Below are 15,119 nucleotides of genomic sequence, written 5' to 3'. Positions count from 1 at the left end.
CATAGATGGTAGATAAGAGTCTTGGAGTCACACGTAACCTTAGACAGTAGAACGGATTGTTTGCTTTGCTTGTCGCTTAGATAACCAATAAATCGTAGCACCCATTAAAACAAACATTGTTAAAGCTCCCACGCTGTATGGAAGGTACATATTTAACTCGAATACTAATCCTGCGACTAAGGCACCTGCAACATTTCCTAAGCTTAAGAAGGAGTTATTTAAGCCCATGATCATTCCCTGTCTTTCACCCGCAAGCTTAGAAATCATCGTATTAACAGCTGGACGTAAGATCGAATTACCGAGAAAGAAAATACAGGTCGTTACAATGACTGTAATAAAATCAAAGGCCAGCATCATGACAATATAGCCAATACCACTTAACAGCAGAGCAGCGAGAACAACCCGTTCATCCCCGAATCTTTCCGTTAGTCTACCAACTAACCCTCCTTGTGCAATCGCTCCAATTACCCCTACAAGAACCATAATAAAACCAACTTGAGAAGGTGAATACCCGAATTGATGAAGAGCATACATACCAAAGATTGTCTGGAAATTTGCTAAACCAAAACTCAATCCAAAAACGAGGAGTAAGAGAAAACCAACTGGACTTTTCAGCGCATGCCACATTTGTATGAATTGATTAGAATTATCAACAGTTTGTGCAAGCTCTTGGCGTTTATCTGCTGTTAATGATTCTGGTAAAATCAATAATGAAATAATACCAGCAACAGTCGCTGCAATTCCTGCAAATAAAAACGGTGTAGCCAAACTAATTTCAGCTAACCAGCCTCCAACTCCAGGACCAACGACAATCCCAAGTGACATCGCAGCTCCAAGCATCCCCATTCCATGTCCTCTACGTTCAAGAGTTGTTCGATCTGATACATATGCCATCGCTGCAGGCATAATGGCTGAGCCAAATGAACCCGCTAATATTCGTGATAAAAACAGCATCCATAAGTCTGTTGCAAAAGCAAATATAAATTCCGCACCAGCAAAGCCAAACATCCCAATCGCAATCAGTGGCTTGCGACCATATTTATCTGACAATTTTCCCCACACAGGTGCTAACAAAAATTGCATAAACGAAAATACTGCAATCAAAAGTCCAAGTTCCATACTCGTTGCTCCAAATGCTTCAACATAGTAAGGCAAAATCGGAATAACTAACCCAATCCCCATCATAATGACAAACATATTAATCATGAGCATGAACAACGGCTTAAATTCTTTACTTTTCATATGCTAACCTTCTTTTTATTTTCTTTAGGATTACGAAATAATTATAGTAGACATTAGATTTTTGCGCCACTTATTAATAATGGTAGTAAAATCAATTGACAAAATTGTTATTACTTTATTATCCACGAAAAAAGAAGATGCATTCCTACATCTTCTTTTCTCGCTTACGTATTTTTACATTTGGTTCTTCCGCCTTTGGAAAACTAATGGTGAACTTAACTCCTACATCACTATTTTCAACCTTTGGAAAACCACCATGCAGTTCTGAAATTCGCTTCACAATAGCAAGACCAAGACCAAACTTACCTTTACTCCCTTTATAGAACGGGTTAAAAAGCTGTGGCAGGTCATGAGATGGGATATGGTCCCCATTATTTTCAACAGTAATTTTCACATGCTCATCTGTTAATGTTGCCCTTATCCAGATCGTATCAATTGCATAACGAAGCGCATTCTCAACTAAATTTTCAAGCAATACCTCAAGCTGCTCTCGATCACCTTTCAGCTTTATTTCGGCTCCTTCAACTAAAATTCTCACATCCTCACGCTGTACACGGAAGCGTTCTTCAATTTGAAAAGCTACTTCTCCAAAAACAATCTCCTCATGCTTTGGCGTTTCTTCTTTAAGAGAATCGAGCTTTGTATAATACAACATGTCAATAACACGTCGTTCCATACGATTCGCTTCTTCGATGATGACATCCATCGTCTTCTCCATATTATGCTTAGGTAGGATGCCATCCTTAACGGAATGAGCATAGCTTTTTATGACCATGATTGGTGTTTTTAATTCATGTGACGCATGCTGAATAAATGTTTTTTGGGCCCGATCATATAAATTTAAGTTCTGCCGCATCTTTTCAAATTGATCGGATAGTCGTTGAAAATCCTCATCACCCTTCCACTTCAATGGCTCTTGCCAGTCGCGATTGGCGATCTGCTCAAGATGATTTCCAAGTACAATAAGTGGTTGGCGTAAATAATGCTTAAGCCAAATGGCTGGTAGTAAACTAAGAGCACTTGTTATCAAAAGAATATAAATGAGACGTTCCCATAAACGATTGACCATTTGATCGCGATACGTATCCCACATATAGGAAATATGGTAAGCTGGGCTTCCAGAAATTTGAGCCTTTGCAATGACATAAAAAACGGTTGCCCCGCCGTATTGGATCTCATAGCGACCACGATTAAGTTCTTGATGATAAGCATTTTGTGCCATTTCTTGTAGCACCTCTGTCGGGGGCAGTGCTACCCCAGCAGGAGTTCGTCCAAGCGTATCATATATGAAAAAGTGCCCCACCGATCCAGCTTCACGCCTTTCAACGAAATCAAGCTCATTTCTTTGCGGATTAATTAAGTCTAGAAGCGGATAGGCATAGCGGTATTGTTCTTGTTCAATGATTCGATATGTTTCATCTGTTAACGCGCCTTCAATGGAAATGGGATAAATAATAATAATAGAAAGACAAACTAACACAATTAATGAAATAAACGCAAGCCAAATCCGTTGCGTTAAATTAACCTTGATCATGAAGACAGAACCCGGTACCCATATCCATAAAGTGTTTCTAAGTGGATACGTGGCATTTTCTTACGCACACGTCGCACAACATCGTCAACAGCACGTTCTGAACCAAAATAATTTTCGCCCCAGACATGTTCAATAATAATCTCTCTTGAGAACGCTTTTCCAATTTCACCCGTTAAGAGTAAAATAAGATCCATTTCTTTTGTTGTTAAATCAACAAGCTGATCGTCCTCTGCTTCTTCATCAATGACCGTTCGACCGATTGGATCAATTGTATATTGATTTAATTCAATTTTCTTTTGATCTTGTGTCGAAGAGCCATACACACGATTTAACAATTTTTTTGCTCGAATAACTAGCTCTTGTGGCAAGAATGGTTTGGCTAAATAATCATCACTACCCATTTCAAGACCTAACACCCGGTCTAAATCTTGATCACGAGCTGAAATAAAGATAACAGGTGTATCTGTTTCTTCTTTGATTCCTTTTAATAATTGATATCCGTCTGTACCAGGTAACATAATGTCAAGAATCCATAAATGAGGCTTGTCCCCTATCGCTTCATGGGCAGCATCACCATCATTAAACACCCGTACATCCCAACCCTCTTTTTCTAAATAAGCTTTTAAAATTTCAGATAAGTTTTCTTCATCTTCAACAAGATAAACGTGATATTGGTTCATTGATTTATTCCTCCTTCTATATATACAAAGATCATTTTATTTTTAAATGTTTCTTTAAGTATTGTAACGTATTTTCCTTGCTGAAACGAGTTTCCTGCTATTTACGATAGAAGTTATGAATCTTTACACTATTTTTCATAAAATCACTGCTTTCTCTCTCGTTTTCTTTTCTTTTTTCTCATTTTAAAGCTATTTCCCGGGTAAGTTCTAGATAATACTCACTTATGCATCTCAAAAAATTTAAAAAGGAGGGACAAGACTATCACAGCCAAAGTCCCTTTCTTTCATTTTATTATATAAGCACAGCAAGAGCAGTAAGAGCAGCAAGTGGCAAGATTAATCTCCCCCATCCCCTTGGACGTGGATAAGGATAATAAGGATACGGTGGATAAGGAGGATAAAATGGGTAACGTTCATTTCGAACATTTATCTCTTGCCCCATCAATGGCAAAGTAGACTGCTCGCCCGCTTGTTTATTTATGGGATGATAGCCATTCATCAGTTCAACTAGATCAATATATTGACCACTTTCATCAACTGGAACCATTAAATAGACATTTTCATCATCAACATGCTCAATGATTCCACTATATCCTGACTGTCCATGTACCTGCAGCTGTACAGGTTGATTCACATAGTTCTGACATTGCATTTTCATTTGTTGTGCTTGGTTCATCATTCAATACCTCCTTTACAACACTACCTTATTCAAGAAGGATAAAATGGGTGAACGCGGATTAAACTTGCTTAAGAAAAGCGAAAACGCCTCGTCAGCGAGCTAAAAGTACTGGAAGTCTCTCAATGTGTTGCCAGGTTTCGGGTAACCATTTACTGGCTGAAGCAACCTTGGACGGCTAGACTGCTTACGCTAGACTTTATCGAATTTTATGCTTTCTTATCTTCAAAAAAGCATTGTAGAATACAGTCCTACAATGCTTAATCTATATTATTTTATCTTTCTTAGCTTCTAGAAATTAATGAAGTCTTCTTCTCAGCTCTCGTTACAGTGAAGTATGTTTGGATAATCATAAACACGTTTCCTACTACCCAATATAATGAAAGGGCGGAAGGTAAAGATAAACCTGCGACGATAATCATCACTGGCATAATATACATAATTATTTTCATTTGATCATTCAACTGGGCAGAAGTTAATTTCATTTGTAAAAACGTCGTCGCTCCCGCTATAAAAGGAAGCAAATAAAGAGGATCTGGTTGTCCTAAATCAAACCACAAAAACGTATGCCTTGCAATTTCTTCCGTGCGCATAATCGCAAAGTAAAAAGCCATGAGTACAGGAAGTTGAACAAATAATGGTAAACACCCTGCCATCGGATTCACACCCTGCGATTTGTATAAAGTCATCAATTCCTTTTGCATTTCTTGTTGCTTCTTAGGATCTTTGCTGCTTGCATCTTTATATTTTTGTTGCAAGGCTTCCATTTCAGGTCGTAGCTCCTGCATTGCTCGGCTACTTTTTTGCTGCTTTAACATAAGTGGAAGTAACAAAAGTCGAAGTGCAATTGTCACGACGATAATAGATAAGCCATAACTACCATAAAAGAACTCAGCTACCTGAATAATAAGCCAAGAGAGTGGATAAACAAAGAAATGATTCCATATCCCCTCTGTTTCTGCTGTTATTGGTACGCTATTACCACTACTACCACAAGCACTTAAAATCATGATTATACTTAAGAGCATTATCAACAAACTAATTTTTTTCACAAAATATCCTCCTTGTTGTTATCATTTATCGATAAACAACAAGAGATGGACCTTCCTCATCTTGATCCAAATGATCGATACGAGAAGGAATTTTTGGACGATAGAGCTTGGTCAGTAAGGGAATGAGGAATGAATTTATTTGTTTTTGTTCAACAAGATCTACTATCTGTCTTTTTGAACTCGTGCGAAGCTCCCATTCCATTCTGAGAATATTCGCTTTCGTAAAAGCAGTTACAAGTAAAACTGTCATAACAACACTAACCCAGAGCATCGTCATATCCGAAATAATTTCAAGCATCCCCATTCACCTCCCTTACTCACTTCATTGTGTTTATTTTATCACAAAAACATTTCCCTACCAAATCGCTATCTAATTATTTTTCATTCCGTGATAGTTGCAACGCTTTTTTAATATCTTTTAAGATTGAGCTTTTACCATACATTAAAACACCACCCTTAAAAATTCGTGCACCAATCATTGCTAATAGAATAATTGTTGCGACTAATATCCCTATAGATAGTGCGACTTCCCAAATTGGAATATTTAAAATACCAACCCTTAAAAACATCAGCATTGGAGCAAAAAACGGAATATACGAGCTAATAGTTACGATCGTAGACTCTGGAGCATTTAGTCCAAACATAGCAATAAAGAAAGCACCAATAACAAGAAAGTTAACTGGACCAAGCATTTGATTGACATCCTCAATACGACTGACTAAAGATCCGAGAGTAGCTGCGAGTGTAGCATATAGAAAATAGCCAAGGATGAAGAATACGATCGCATACCCAATCAAGTTCAAAGGGATATTCTGATTAATCAAATCGCTTAGCAGCTCTCCCTCTTCACTAGATCCACTTGACCTTAACAGGATATTCCCGAGTCCAACTAAAAATAGGATCCCATACTGGGTCAGAGCCAGTAAACCAATCCCAACGATCTTCCCAAACATTTGGGTGATAGGAGAAACACTAGAAACAAGTATCTCCATTACTCTTGAGGATTTTTCAGTTGCAATTTCAGTCGCAATCATGTTTCCAAATATTAACACAGAAATATAAATAATGAACAATAAAATATAGACAATGGATTGCGCTTGCATGATTTCATCTTCAGATTTTGCCCCTTCACTGACCGTTGATAAATCGAAAGCAATTGGGGTGTAAATTTGCTCAAGTTCTGCCTCACTTAACCCAAGTTCCACTGTCTTCTGTGTTTCTTTAATATGTTGAAGTGCTTGTTCTAATTGTCTAGGAGCAAACGTTTGTGTTAAGGAATCTGAGAAATACATGCCTCTGATGTTTTGATCCTCATCATTTGAAATCACTAAAGCGGCATCATAAATACCATCAGTAATATCTTGCTTAGCTTGCTCAGAGGATTCTTGTGAATTTATAAGCTGAAGCCGTTCAGAAAAAGGCGCCATTTGCTCTTCAAGTAGAGCATACATTTTATTCGTTTCATCAACAACAACAATTTGAGTCATTTCACTTTCTGCATCACTTTCAAACATCATGAAAAGACGATCCATGTTCATAAAAAAGAGAACAAATAATAGCGTGATGATGGTTGTGAAGAGAAAGGTTTTCGTTAACAGTCGATTTAAATACGTATGGAAAGCAATAATCCAAAAATTACGCATAAGTTGTCCCAACCTTTTCTATGAAAATATCATGAAGACTCGGTTCTTCCACTTCAAACTTACGCGCATAGCCCTTGGCTGCAATATGAGTAAAAAGCTCTTTAGCCACACCTTCATCCTGAACCTGTAAACGAACGCCCTCTGCTGTTGCATGGTATTTTAAAACTCCTACCTGATTGGCAAGCGAGGACAAATCATAATCTGCTTGAATGACAACATTTTTCTTCCCAAACGATCTCTTAATCTCTCGTAAGTTCCCATTAACAACTAGTTTCCCATGATGAAGAATACACAGATGCTGACACAGCTCTTCCACATGCTCCATGCGATGACTGGAGAAAACAATCGTCGTCCCTTTTTGTTTCAATTCAATCACAGCTTCTTTCAACAACTCGACGTTAACTGGATCTAATCCACTAAATGGTTCATCGAGGATGAGCAATTCAGGCCGATGAATGACCGATGCAATAAATTGGATTTTTTGTTGGTTTCCTTTTGATAGCTCTTCAATTCTTTTATTTGCATAATCAGGAACCTTAAATTTCTCAAGCCACTTCTCCATTTCAATAAGAATAGATTTTTTCTCCATCCCTTTTAATCGTCCAAGATAAATTAATTGGTCTTTCACTTTCAATTTTGGATATAAACCTCTTTCCTCGGGTAAATAACCGACTACGTTTGTCCTCTGATACGTAATTTCTTCACCAGCCCAAGTAATCGTTCCCTCTGATGGCTGTAATAACCCTAGTAGCATTCGAAATGTCGTCGTTTTTCCTGCACCATTTGCACCTAACATGCCAAACATTTCTCCTGGTGGAATCTGTAGTGTTAAATGATCCACAGCATGAAAAGAACCAAAGCGTTTAGTCACATTATTGATTTCAAGAGTCATTAGCTTCCCCTCACTTTCTTTTCTCACCTATTACTACTACGGATACAACTTGTTTTCGTTTCAATTTTTTAGTAAATACGTTAAGATTTCACTAAGCTGCATTCGTTGGTCCGAATCAATTTCAATGCCTGCTCGTGAAAAACTTACCTCCGTTTTGAAAATGTCTTCTGTTTAGACAGTTAATTTGAAATTTTTTTCACTTGATCCTGTAAACGCTTCAATTTACACTAGAGATAAAGTCATAATTGAGGTGAGGTTGATGTGCGAATACACACTTACTGTTTTTGAATCGACAGGAGAAATGGTATTTGAAGAACGTTTTGAAGCCGAAAATGATACAGTTGCTAAACAAATTGGCATGCAGAAGCTAGCTGAAAACAATTACAGTGAACATACCCACCGCATGACACGATCAGGAAAGCTTCTATTATTTCATCGTTAATACAAAGAGAGGACAGCTCCATATGGGAACTGTCCTCTTTCTTTTATACTCGCACACGATGCTGCTTACGAAACACCTCACGAATCATATAGGAGACCCCGTCTTGCTCATTTGAACGAGTTAACCAGTCCGCAACATTTTTAACTGCTTGAGTCGCATTCCCCATCGCCACACCTAGACCTACTTGTGAAATCATGTCGACATCATTATCATTAGCTCCTATCGCAACCATCTCATTTGCTTGAATACCTAAGTGCTGTCCTAGTGCTTGTAATCCTCTTGCCTTTGACACTCCTTCATGTACAAAGTCAAATCGACCAGGTGCAGATGAAATGATGTTAATCCCTCTCACTCTTTTCTCAAGCTGGTTCATTGCTTTTATTTGCTCTTTTGGATCGAAAAATTGTACTTGTATTTTTGGTGGGGCTATTGGCTCTTTGATCAATTGCTCTCCAACCGAATCAACAAATGTAATCGGGTAAAAGAGCGGGTCACCTATACCAATTGTCATTTTTGCGATTAGGTTATTAACCTGGCTCACTTTATTTCCAATAGAATAAGACTCGTGTAAGACACGAACATGACAATGATACTGCTCAAGAATATCCACGATCTGAAGGGCCTTTTCTTCCTTTATCCTCCTCACAAACACTGGTTCTTCAAGCGACGATGAGACATATGCTCCGTCACTCGTAATCAGACAACCATCAATTTTTAAAGTTTTTGCCAATTTTTTTGCTGAAGGAAAAGGTCTTGCTGTTGCAAGTGTCACATATACACCTTTATCTTTGACGTATTCAATTGCATCCTTTGTTTGTCTACTTATTTTTGAATTAGCTCTTAGAATAGTGCCGTCAACATTTAAGGCTAGTAATCTGTATCGCATCGTCACATGTCCCCCTTGTTCTCGTTGTCCTTTACCTGGCAGCCTGATATAGGCATGCTACTCTCCACTAGCTTATGACGTTTTTTCTTCTATTAGAACAATTGCTTTTATATCAGAACTAGACGAGAAAAGGAATGTTTCATATACTTATACGACAGTGCAATCCTATTATGAGGAGCAAAAAAAATGAAAAAAGTATTATCCTATTATTACATTCCAACAGGGATCTTTTTACTACTTGCGTTACTTGATTACACTAATACGGAATCTCAAAATCTTTTGATGACGATTGCTGGTGCACTTGCTATCGGTCTTTTTGCAGGGGTTGTCTTTCATCTTGTTACGAAGGTCATGAAAAAGATTTCCAATTAAAACTATTATGAGCTTCTACTCTCAACCTAGAATGAAACAGCATGATTCTTTTTCTATCCAACTAGAAACGAACCAATTTTCATACAAAAAAAGGCTATCTCATAAGGTCACACTTTGACCTTCTAAGAAAAGCTCCAGCGCCTTGGTCAGTCGCTGGAGCTAGACATCATCGAATTTTATGCTTTCTTATCTTCAAAAAAAGTTCAGCACAGAAGATGTGCTGAACTTTTTTATCTACTTATTGTTGGTCAGGATTACCGTAAATTTCTTCAAGAGGCTCTGTGATAATTTTATTAATATCACCAATGATTACACTTAGACGTTGCTCAGCTTCCATTAGCTTTGAAATAAGCTCGTGCTGTTGAACAAGCTCAAATTGCTGTTGTGCTTGTTGTGCTTCCTCTTCAGTAATTTGAATTCCTTGCATTTGCTTCTGTTGAAGTTCAAGTTGAAGATTGCGGAAATTAGTAAGCATCTTTTTTGCAATGTCATCTGCTTCAATTTGCTCATGTAAAGATTTTAACCCCTTAAATTCTTCACTTTCTGCTAATGTACGCTTTAATTCGTGTGCCGTGTCATAAATATTAGACATTCTGTACGTCCCCCTAAAAAAATAGTCTTAACGACTATAACATGTTCACTTCGACTTTTCATCAATATCGAATGAAATGAGACAATTTTTACAGCCTTTTTACCCTCTACCCGATAAAAAGAACAATCAAACTTTGAATGAAACCAATCGCTCCACCAAGCAAAGCTCCTAAATAAGTAATCATTTTTAGCTCACGCCTCGAAATCGATAAAACAAGCTCCTCTATTTTCTCGATCGAAAAGGCTTCTACTTGTTCACGAACGATTTCATCAAGATGAATGCGCTCAAGTAGTGCCTCTAGATGTGTAGCGAGAACTTCTAGTATAAGATCGACACCTTTTGGAATAGCACTCTCCACAATCATTTCTTCATAAGCACTCGTCCACTCATTTAACGGTTGATCAATCCATTGATAAAGAGGAATATGCTTGTCCACTGTTTTGACAATAAATGAAACGACCTCATCCTCTTTAATATAGGCTTCAATGTCAGCTAGCTTTTTACCTTTGATTTTTTCCCACTCTTGTACAAGCAAGTTTTCGACAAGCTGCCTTGTTCCGTCATCACGTAGAAATTTCATTAATTCTGGATGAATCTTATCGACCAAACGCTCGTTACCGAGAAACATTGATACCATATTGCCAATTGTCCCTTTTTGAGCAAGAAAGCGATCAATCATCATACTTAATCTTTCTTTCCCTTCAGGACTTTGTAAATAGTCTTGACCACGCTCAAGAATATAGCTCGTTACATTTGGAATATGTCTTTCTATATTATTTTGGACAGTTACTGGTACTAGTTGAGCTAATGCCTCATTACGATGAGAATCTAAAAATGTTCGATAGCCTTTTGTGACGAATGTTTCTGTACGATCAAGTAAGACCTGCTTTGGCTCATTTATTCCGATGTGCTTCTCTATTAAGTCAGCTGCACTATTATCGCTTCGGAGAACTTTTTTCACCTCTGTACGTAACCAATTCGTCATACCTTCTGTAAACGCAGCAGTTTTAAGCTTTTTTCCTAACCCTTCAGCTGTTAAAAGGTACTCAACCACTACTTTTCCTAGTTGGCTCGCAAGCTCATCACGACGCTTTGGAATTAAACCAGGTGTAAATGGAAGATGCCATGAACCAATCATAATGGCTCTATATGGTCGAAAAAGCATCTTTATTGCGATCGAGTTCGTCATGCCGCCAATTACGGCACCGATAACGACCATAAATATGATTAATGTCAGTGTTTGCAACCGTGTGTCACTCCTTCAACTTATTCAAAAACGGATGTTTAACACATAGTATACGATACGATGATCATCCTCGCTAGTTTTGTCTAATCATAGCGAAAGGTTTACTGCTTTCACACGTATGAGAAGGTATCACTGAAAAAGAAATTAAACAGCTCTGCACTTATGATATAATTTTAGAACAAGCTGTAATTTAGTTAAGAGGTGACGGCATGATTTCTCATTTTCAATGGAAAGAGCTTCGCAATAACTTAGTACGAAGAGAGTGGACTATTTCCTTCTTTCATAAAGGGCAATATATCACAGGCATTTACCATCAAAATGGTACGATTGCTTGGAATGAGTCATTACTAACAAATGATAGTAAGAAAGAGCTTGAACCACAGATTCATGAATTAATGCTGTATCATGTTTACGAAGAACATTAATGAATAAAATATCATCATCGAGCCATTCTATAAAGAGGGGTGGTAAGCATGTCAGATAAAGACAAAGAGTCGAAATTTGAAGGTCGGGATGAATATTTTATGGATGTTGATCGGATGATTAACGAAGGTCTTGGTGGCGGAACCGTCAATGACACTCACGCTGGTATCATTGAGGAATCACGTGACCTTGAGAAAGAAAATCCTCCTGCTCAATCATAACCAACGAGGTGATCTCAAAAAATATGCTGAGATCACCTCTTTATCTTCGAGACGAAAAACAGCCTAGTGACGTTTCAAGTTCAAAGAAAAAGATCTCCCTGCTATAATATAGCTAATCGTACTTATAGGTATATATGAAAAGGAGGTACATAGAGATGGCTGAAATTCAATTAAAGAATATCTATAAAATGTATGATAGAGATGTAACAGCTGTTACAGACTTCAGCCTTGATATTCAAGATAAAGAGTTTATTGTCTTCGTCGGTCCATCTGGTTGCGGAAAGTCCACAACACTTCGGATGATAGCAGGACTTGAAGATATTTCTAAAGGTGATCTTATTATTGATGGTAAACGTATGAACGATGTCGCAGCTCGAGACCGCGATATCGCAATGGTTTTTCAAAATTATGCGCTTTATCCCCATATGACTGTCTATAAAAATATGGCATTTGGACTAAAGCTTCGTAAATGTAAAAAAGACGAAATTGATCGTCGTGTACGAGAAGCAGCAAAAATTCTCAGGCTTGAAGAAATGCTTGACCGTAAGCCAAAAACAATGTCTGGTGGACAACGTCAGCGTGTTGCCCTTGGACGAGCCATTGTTCGTGATCCACAAGTATTTTTGATGGATGAACCCCTTTCGAACCTTGATGCAAAGTTACGTGTGCAAATGCGTGCTGAAATCACAAAGCTACATAAACGTCTTCAAACAACAACCATTTACGTCACACATGACCAAACCGAAGCGATGACAATGGCCACACGAATCGTTATTATGAAGGATGGATTTATCCAGCAAGTTGGTTCACCAAAAGAAGTATACGACAATCCAAGAAACATTTTTGTTGGTGGTTTTATTGGTTCACCAGCTATGAACTTTATTAGTGGCCGATTAGAAGGAGATTCTTTTAAAGTCGGAGAGCTAGCTGTTAAAATTCCAGTAGAAAAGCTCGCAATCCTTAAAGAGCAAGGTTATGTAGATAAAGAACTTATTCTTGGTATTCGTCCAGAAGCTGTACATGATGAGCTATTATTTATCAAATCATCACCAGATATAGTGATTAAAGTTAATATTGAAGTCGTCGAGCTAATGGGGGCCGAAACTGTGCTTTATTCCTCCATTAACGGCCAACAATTAACGGCACGTATTGATTCACGGATAGGTATTTCAAGTGGACAATCAATCGACCTTGCCCTTGATATGAATCAAGCTCACTTCTTCGACAAAGATACAGAGCTTGTTATTAAATGATAAATAAATCTGTTCTCCGTTAACTATCATATATAAGTTGTTCTTCGACAAGATAAATCGAATACTGACTACAACTTGGGCACGTCATGTAATGAGGGCAAAGACTATTTTGTAAATCATTTTCAATGCCATTAGCTACTTTTAACAAGTCAATCTCTTCATATGCCTCATATTTCTCACCATAATCCATAATACGTCCAAAATCGATAAGCTCTATTTCACATTGTGGACAATCAATTTTTATGTTGTTCATCCCATTGCACATAAGACACATACTCATCCCTTTTTACACCTCCACACAGTTCGAAGAAGGGATGAGCTTTCCCATCCCTTAAGCCATATTATTGTTGTTGATATCCATTCATTTGTTGTTCAGACATTTGTACAAGACGTTTTGTAATTTCTCCACCTACAGATCCGTTAGAACGAGATGTTGAATCTGGACCAAGCTGAACGCCAAATTCTTGCGCGATTTCATACTTCATTTGATCGAGCGCTTGTTGTACACCAGGTACAACAAGCTGGTTTGAACTGTTGTTTCTCGCCATGTTTCTCACCTCCTTCTGTACTCATAGTTTGGATGTTTTCACATTAGTTATGTGCATTTCAGATTAATAATTACTGGGATTTTAGAGAAAGATAGGCTATAACATTTACTAATCCTGATTTTTCAAATTCGACTATGGCCGATTTTTATTCTCAAAATAAAAAAAGAAGCTTAACCACTTCAAGGTTTGAGCCTCTCTCACGTTCCATCTATTCAAATGTTCCTTTAACCAAAACCTCACCTTTTTCGACCATAACTTGACCACGTGCAATGACTGTATCAATGTCCAACCTATCATCAAGCAGCACGATATCAGCATCTTTTCCGACCTCGATTTCCCCTTTTTGTATGAGCTTTAAAGCTTTTGCTGGGTTCTTCGTAATGACCTGAATAGCAGTCTCTAGTGCAAGTCCTTCATCCATAATGGCATCACGTACCTCTTTAAACAGTGAACGAATATCTCCAAGCTTCAACCCAATTAAGTTCCCATTTTCATCAAAGTCTGGTAAACTCGCCTGCGCATCAGATGTGAACGTAATCTGACTTAGCTCTATCCCTTCAGCAAGCATCCTACTTAGAGCTTGACTACATTTTATTTCTCCTTCAGCAAGAAATTTTGGAATCGTACTCGTCGTAAAGTCAACTCTCCCTCCCTTTTTAGCATAAGCAATCCCAGCCTCAAATAGATATGGATTACGGTTGATGTGCGTCGGCATAAATTGCGCTAACGGAATATCACTTTTTTCAGCAATTTTTTCTAACAAATCAAGCTTCTGCCTACTATCACCGACATGAATGTTGACAATTCCACCTTTTCCAGATAACATTCCACCGACTCTTGCTTCGGAAGTAAGTCTAATTAATTCTTGGACTGTAGGCTGTGACGAGCGGTGATCAGAAATCGCGATTTCACCTACACCGATTATTTTATCAATTAAGATAAGGTCGCTTTGAATGGAGCCTGTTAACGACTTTACTGGCACTTGATAAGAGCCCGTATGAACAAAACACGTGATTCCTTCTTCTTCTAACCCCTTTGCTTTTGCAATCAAATCAGGCATCGTCCTTGTTGTTCCATCTGTTCCGATTACACCAACAATCGTTGTGACTCCAGCTGTCGTCGCTTGACTTAGCATTAATTCAGGGGTCCTTGTTCTGTAGCTTCCCTCACCTCCACCACCAATAATGTGAACGTGGTTATCAATGAAGCCTGGGACAACATTATGTCTTTCTGCGTTAACCACACGTACCTCACCAGGTAAACAACTTTGATCAATTTTATCTTCCAACGCCACAATACGATCGCCTGCTATTAAAATATCCTTTTTCCCGAGGTGCTTCGGTGCAAATACGTCGCCATTTATAATCAATGTGAACATCTTTTTTCCTCCATTTATATATTGCCCCAATTATAGTAC

At 38.1% G+C, this 15,119-nt stretch carries 19 protein-coding genes; 5 read left to right on the top strand and 14 right to left on the bottom strand.

Translation table 11 applies throughout. From position 1 onward, the window contains the following. Positions 1 to 39: 39 nt before the first annotated feature. From IQ10_RS10215 to IQ10_RS10180, 8 genes are all read right to left on the bottom strand, one after another. The gene (locus IQ10_RS10215; RefSeq protein ID WP_144450411.1) at positions 40 to 1,242 is read right to left on the bottom strand and encodes an MFS transporter; all 1,203 of its coding nucleotides are present in this window, start codon (positions 1,240 to 1,242) and stop codon (positions 40 to 42) included. Between the two features lie 145 nt (positions 1,243 to 1,387). Then, positions 1,388 to 2,776 (bottom strand): sensor histidine kinase, encoded by a 1,389-nt coding sequence (locus tag IQ10_RS10210; protein WP_144450410.1) that lies wholly within the window; start codon positions 2,774 to 2,776, stop codon positions 1,388 to 1,390. After that, positions 2,773 to 3,456 (bottom strand): response regulator transcription factor, encoded by a 684-nt coding sequence (locus IQ10_RS10205; protein ID WP_144450409.1) that lies wholly within the window; start codon positions 3,454 to 3,456, stop codon positions 2,773 to 2,775. Before IQ10_RS10205 ends, IQ10_RS10210 begins: the two co-directional genes overlap by 4 nt. 292 nt (positions 3,457 to 3,748) lie before the next feature. After that, the gene (locus IQ10_RS10200) at positions 3,749 to 4,132 is read right to left on the bottom strand and encodes a hypothetical protein (RefSeq protein WP_242009811.1); all 384 of its coding nucleotides are present in this window, start codon (positions 4,130 to 4,132) and stop codon (positions 3,749 to 3,751) included. Positions 4,133 to 4,416: 284 nt separating this feature from the next. After that, a complete protein-coding gene (gene yidC, locus IQ10_RS10195; RefSeq protein WP_144450599.1) occupies positions 4,417 to 5,160 on the bottom strand; it encodes a membrane protein insertase YidC in 744 nt (247 codons plus the stop codon). A gap of 49 nt (positions 5,161 to 5,209) precedes the next feature. Continuing rightward, positions 5,210 to 5,482: a hypothetical protein gene (locus IQ10_RS10190; RefSeq protein WP_144450407.1), complete on the bottom strand. Its 273-nt coding sequence runs from the start codon at positions 5,480 to 5,482 to the stop codon at positions 5,210 to 5,212. A 76-nt stretch (positions 5,483 to 5,558) separates the two neighbouring features. Continuing rightward, positions 5,559 to 6,827, bottom strand: a complete 1,269-nt coding sequence (locus IQ10_RS10185) for an ABC transporter permease (RefSeq protein ID WP_144450406.1) — start codon at positions 6,825 to 6,827, stop codon at positions 5,559 to 5,561. After that, positions 6,820 to 7,719, bottom strand: coding sequence for an ABC transporter ATP-binding protein (locus IQ10_RS10180; RefSeq protein WP_144450405.1), 900 nt, complete (start codon positions 7,717 to 7,719; stop codon positions 6,820 to 6,822). The genes IQ10_RS10185 and IQ10_RS10180 overlap by 8 nt, the downstream gene beginning before the upstream one ends. 259 nt (positions 7,720 to 7,978) lie before the next feature. Here IQ10_RS10180 and IQ10_RS10175 point away from each other — a divergent pair, with 259 nt between their 5' ends. Next, on the top strand, positions 7,979 to 8,161 hold the full coding sequence (locus IQ10_RS10175; protein WP_144450404.1) for a YhzD family protein: 183 nt from the start codon (positions 7,979 to 7,981) through the stop codon (positions 8,159 to 8,161). A gap of 43 nt (positions 8,162 to 8,204) precedes the next feature. Here IQ10_RS10175 and IQ10_RS10170 read toward each other — a convergent pair whose 3' ends face one another. Beyond that, complete coding sequence (locus tag IQ10_RS10170) at positions 8,205 to 9,047, bottom strand: Cof-type HAD-IIB family hydrolase (RefSeq protein ID WP_144450403.1); 843 nt, start codon at positions 9,045 to 9,047, stop codon at positions 8,205 to 8,207. A 186-nt stretch (positions 9,048 to 9,233) separates the two neighbouring features. Between IQ10_RS10170 and IQ10_RS10165 the strand changes: the two genes are divergently transcribed. Then, entirely contained in the window at positions 9,234 to 9,419 is a 186-nt protein-coding gene (locus IQ10_RS10165; protein WP_144450402.1) for a hypothetical protein, read from the top strand. A gap of 238 nt (positions 9,420 to 9,657) precedes the next feature. Here IQ10_RS10165 and IQ10_RS10160 read toward each other — a convergent pair whose 3' ends face one another. After that, positions 9,658 to 10,011 (bottom strand): YlbF/YmcA family competence regulator, encoded by a 354-nt coding sequence (locus tag IQ10_RS10160; protein WP_144450401.1) that lies wholly within the window; start codon positions 10,009 to 10,011, stop codon positions 9,658 to 9,660. A 106-nt stretch (positions 10,012 to 10,117) separates the two neighbouring features. Next, positions 10,118 to 11,257 carry a DUF445 domain-containing protein gene (locus IQ10_RS10155; RefSeq protein WP_242009809.1) on the bottom strand — a complete coding sequence of 380 codons (1,140 nt, stop codon included), beginning with the start codon at positions 11,255 to 11,257 and terminating at the stop codon, positions 10,118 to 10,120. Between the two features lie 209 nt (positions 11,258 to 11,466). Between IQ10_RS10155 and IQ10_RS10150 the strand changes: the two genes are divergently transcribed. From IQ10_RS10150 to IQ10_RS10145, 3 genes are all read left to right on the top strand, one after another. Further along, positions 11,467 to 11,682 carry a YheE family protein gene (locus IQ10_RS10150; RefSeq protein ID WP_144450400.1) on the top strand — a complete coding sequence of 72 codons (216 nt, stop codon included), beginning with the start codon at positions 11,467 to 11,469 and terminating at the stop codon, positions 11,680 to 11,682. Positions 11,683 to 11,730: 48 nt separating this feature from the next. Further along, on the top strand, positions 11,731 to 11,901 hold the full coding sequence (locus tag IQ10_RS18195) for a hypothetical protein (protein WP_199757413.1): 171 nt from the start codon (positions 11,731 to 11,733) through the stop codon (positions 11,899 to 11,901). Positions 11,902 to 12,056: 155 nt separating this feature from the next. Continuing rightward, positions 12,057 to 13,154 carry an ABC transporter ATP-binding protein gene (locus IQ10_RS10145; RefSeq protein WP_144450399.1) on the top strand — a complete coding sequence of 366 codons (1,098 nt, stop codon included), beginning with the start codon at positions 12,057 to 12,059 and terminating at the stop codon, positions 13,152 to 13,154. A 19-nt stretch (positions 13,155 to 13,173) separates the two neighbouring features. On the opposite strand, the gene IQ10_RS10140 is transcribed toward IQ10_RS10145, so the two are convergent. The 3 genes from IQ10_RS10140 to iadA all read right to left on the bottom strand — a co-directional run bounded on the left by IQ10_RS10140 (position 13,174) and on the right by iadA (position 15,080). Next, positions 13,174 to 13,434: a hypothetical protein gene (locus IQ10_RS10140; RefSeq protein ID WP_144450398.1), complete on the bottom strand. Its 261-nt coding sequence runs from the start codon at positions 13,432 to 13,434 to the stop codon at positions 13,174 to 13,176. Between the two features lie 61 nt (positions 13,435 to 13,495). Then, entirely contained in the window at positions 13,496 to 13,702 is a 207-nt protein-coding gene (locus tag IQ10_RS10135) for an alpha/beta-type small acid-soluble spore protein (RefSeq protein WP_144450397.1), read from the bottom strand. A gap of 208 nt (positions 13,703 to 13,910) precedes the next feature. Beyond that, positions 13,911 to 15,080, bottom strand: coding sequence for a beta-aspartyl-peptidase (gene iadA, locus IQ10_RS10130; RefSeq protein WP_144450396.1), 1,170 nt, complete (start codon positions 15,078 to 15,080; stop codon positions 13,911 to 13,913). Between the last annotated feature and the right edge of the window lie 39 nt (positions 15,081 to 15,119).

The organism is Halalkalibacter nanhaiisediminis, from assembly GCF_007830185.1.
Classification (GTDB): domain Bacteria; phylum Bacillota; class Bacilli; order Bacillales; family Bacillaceae_D; genus Halalkalibacter; species Halalkalibacter nanhaiisediminis.
This window is presented reverse-complemented; position numbering and strand designations above follow the sequence as displayed.

What these genes read in the sequence shown, in the direction of transcription:
- IQ10_RS10215 (WP_144450411.1), bottom strand. Translation starts at nt 1,242, where the DNA reads ATGAAAAGTAAAGAATTTAAGCCGTTGTTCATGCTCATGATTAATATG.
- IQ10_RS10210 (WP_144450410.1), bottom strand. Translation starts at nt 2,776, where the DNA reads ATGATCAAGGTTAATTTAACGCAACGGATTTGGCTTGCGTTTATTTCA.
- IQ10_RS10205 (WP_144450409.1), bottom strand. Translation starts at nt 3,456, where the DNA reads ATGAACCAATATCACGTTTATCTTGTTGAAGATGAAGAAAACTTATCT.
- IQ10_RS10200 (WP_242009811.1), bottom strand. Translation starts at nt 4,132, where the DNA reads ATGAACCAAGCACAACAAATGAAAATGCAATGTCAGAACTATGTGAAT.
- yidC (WP_144450599.1), bottom strand. Translation starts at nt 5,160, where the DNA reads ATGCTCTTAAGTATAATCATGATTTTAAGTGCTTGTGGTAGTAGTGGT.
- IQ10_RS10190 (WP_144450407.1), bottom strand. Translation starts at nt 5,482, where the DNA reads ATGCTTGAAATTATTTCGGATATGACGATGCTCTGGGTTAGTGTTGTT.
- IQ10_RS10185 (WP_144450406.1), bottom strand. Translation starts at nt 6,827, where the DNA reads ATGCGTAATTTTTGGATTATTGCTTTCCATACGTATTTAAATCGACTG.
- IQ10_RS10180 (WP_144450405.1), bottom strand. Translation starts at nt 7,719, where the DNA reads ATGACTCTTGAAATCAATAATGTGACTAAACGCTTTGGTTCTTTTCAT.
- IQ10_RS10175 (WP_144450404.1), top strand. Translation starts at nt 7,979, where the DNA reads ATGTGCGAATACACACTTACTGTTTTTGAATCGACAGGAGAAATGGTA.
- IQ10_RS10170 (WP_144450403.1), bottom strand. Translation starts at nt 9,047, where the DNA reads ATGCGATACAGATTACTAGCCTTAAATGTTGACGGCACTATTCTAAGA.
- IQ10_RS10165 (WP_144450402.1), top strand. Translation starts at nt 9,234, where the DNA reads ATGAAAAAAGTATTATCCTATTATTACATTCCAACAGGGATCTTTTTA.
- IQ10_RS10160 (WP_144450401.1), bottom strand. Translation starts at nt 10,011, where the DNA reads ATGTCTAATATTTATGACACGGCACACGAATTAAAGCGTACATTAGCA.
- IQ10_RS10150 (WP_144450400.1), top strand. Translation starts at nt 11,467, where the DNA reads ATGATTTCTCATTTTCAATGGAAAGAGCTTCGCAATAACTTAGTACGA.
- IQ10_RS18195 (WP_199757413.1), top strand. Translation starts at nt 11,731, where the DNA reads ATGTCAGATAAAGACAAAGAGTCGAAATTTGAAGGTCGGGATGAATAT.
- IQ10_RS10145 (WP_144450399.1), top strand. Translation starts at nt 12,057, where the DNA reads ATGGCTGAAATTCAATTAAAGAATATCTATAAAATGTATGATAGAGAT.
- IQ10_RS10140 (WP_144450398.1), bottom strand. Translation starts at nt 13,434, where the DNA reads ATGAGTATGTGTCTTATGTGCAATGGGATGAACAACATAAAAATTGAT.
- IQ10_RS10135 (WP_144450397.1), bottom strand. Translation starts at nt 13,702, where the DNA reads ATGGCGAGAAACAACAGTTCAAACCAGCTTGTTGTACCTGGTGTACAA.
- iadA (WP_144450396.1), bottom strand. Translation starts at nt 15,080, where the DNA reads ATGTTCACATTGATTATAAATGGCGACGTATTTGCACCGAAGCACCTC.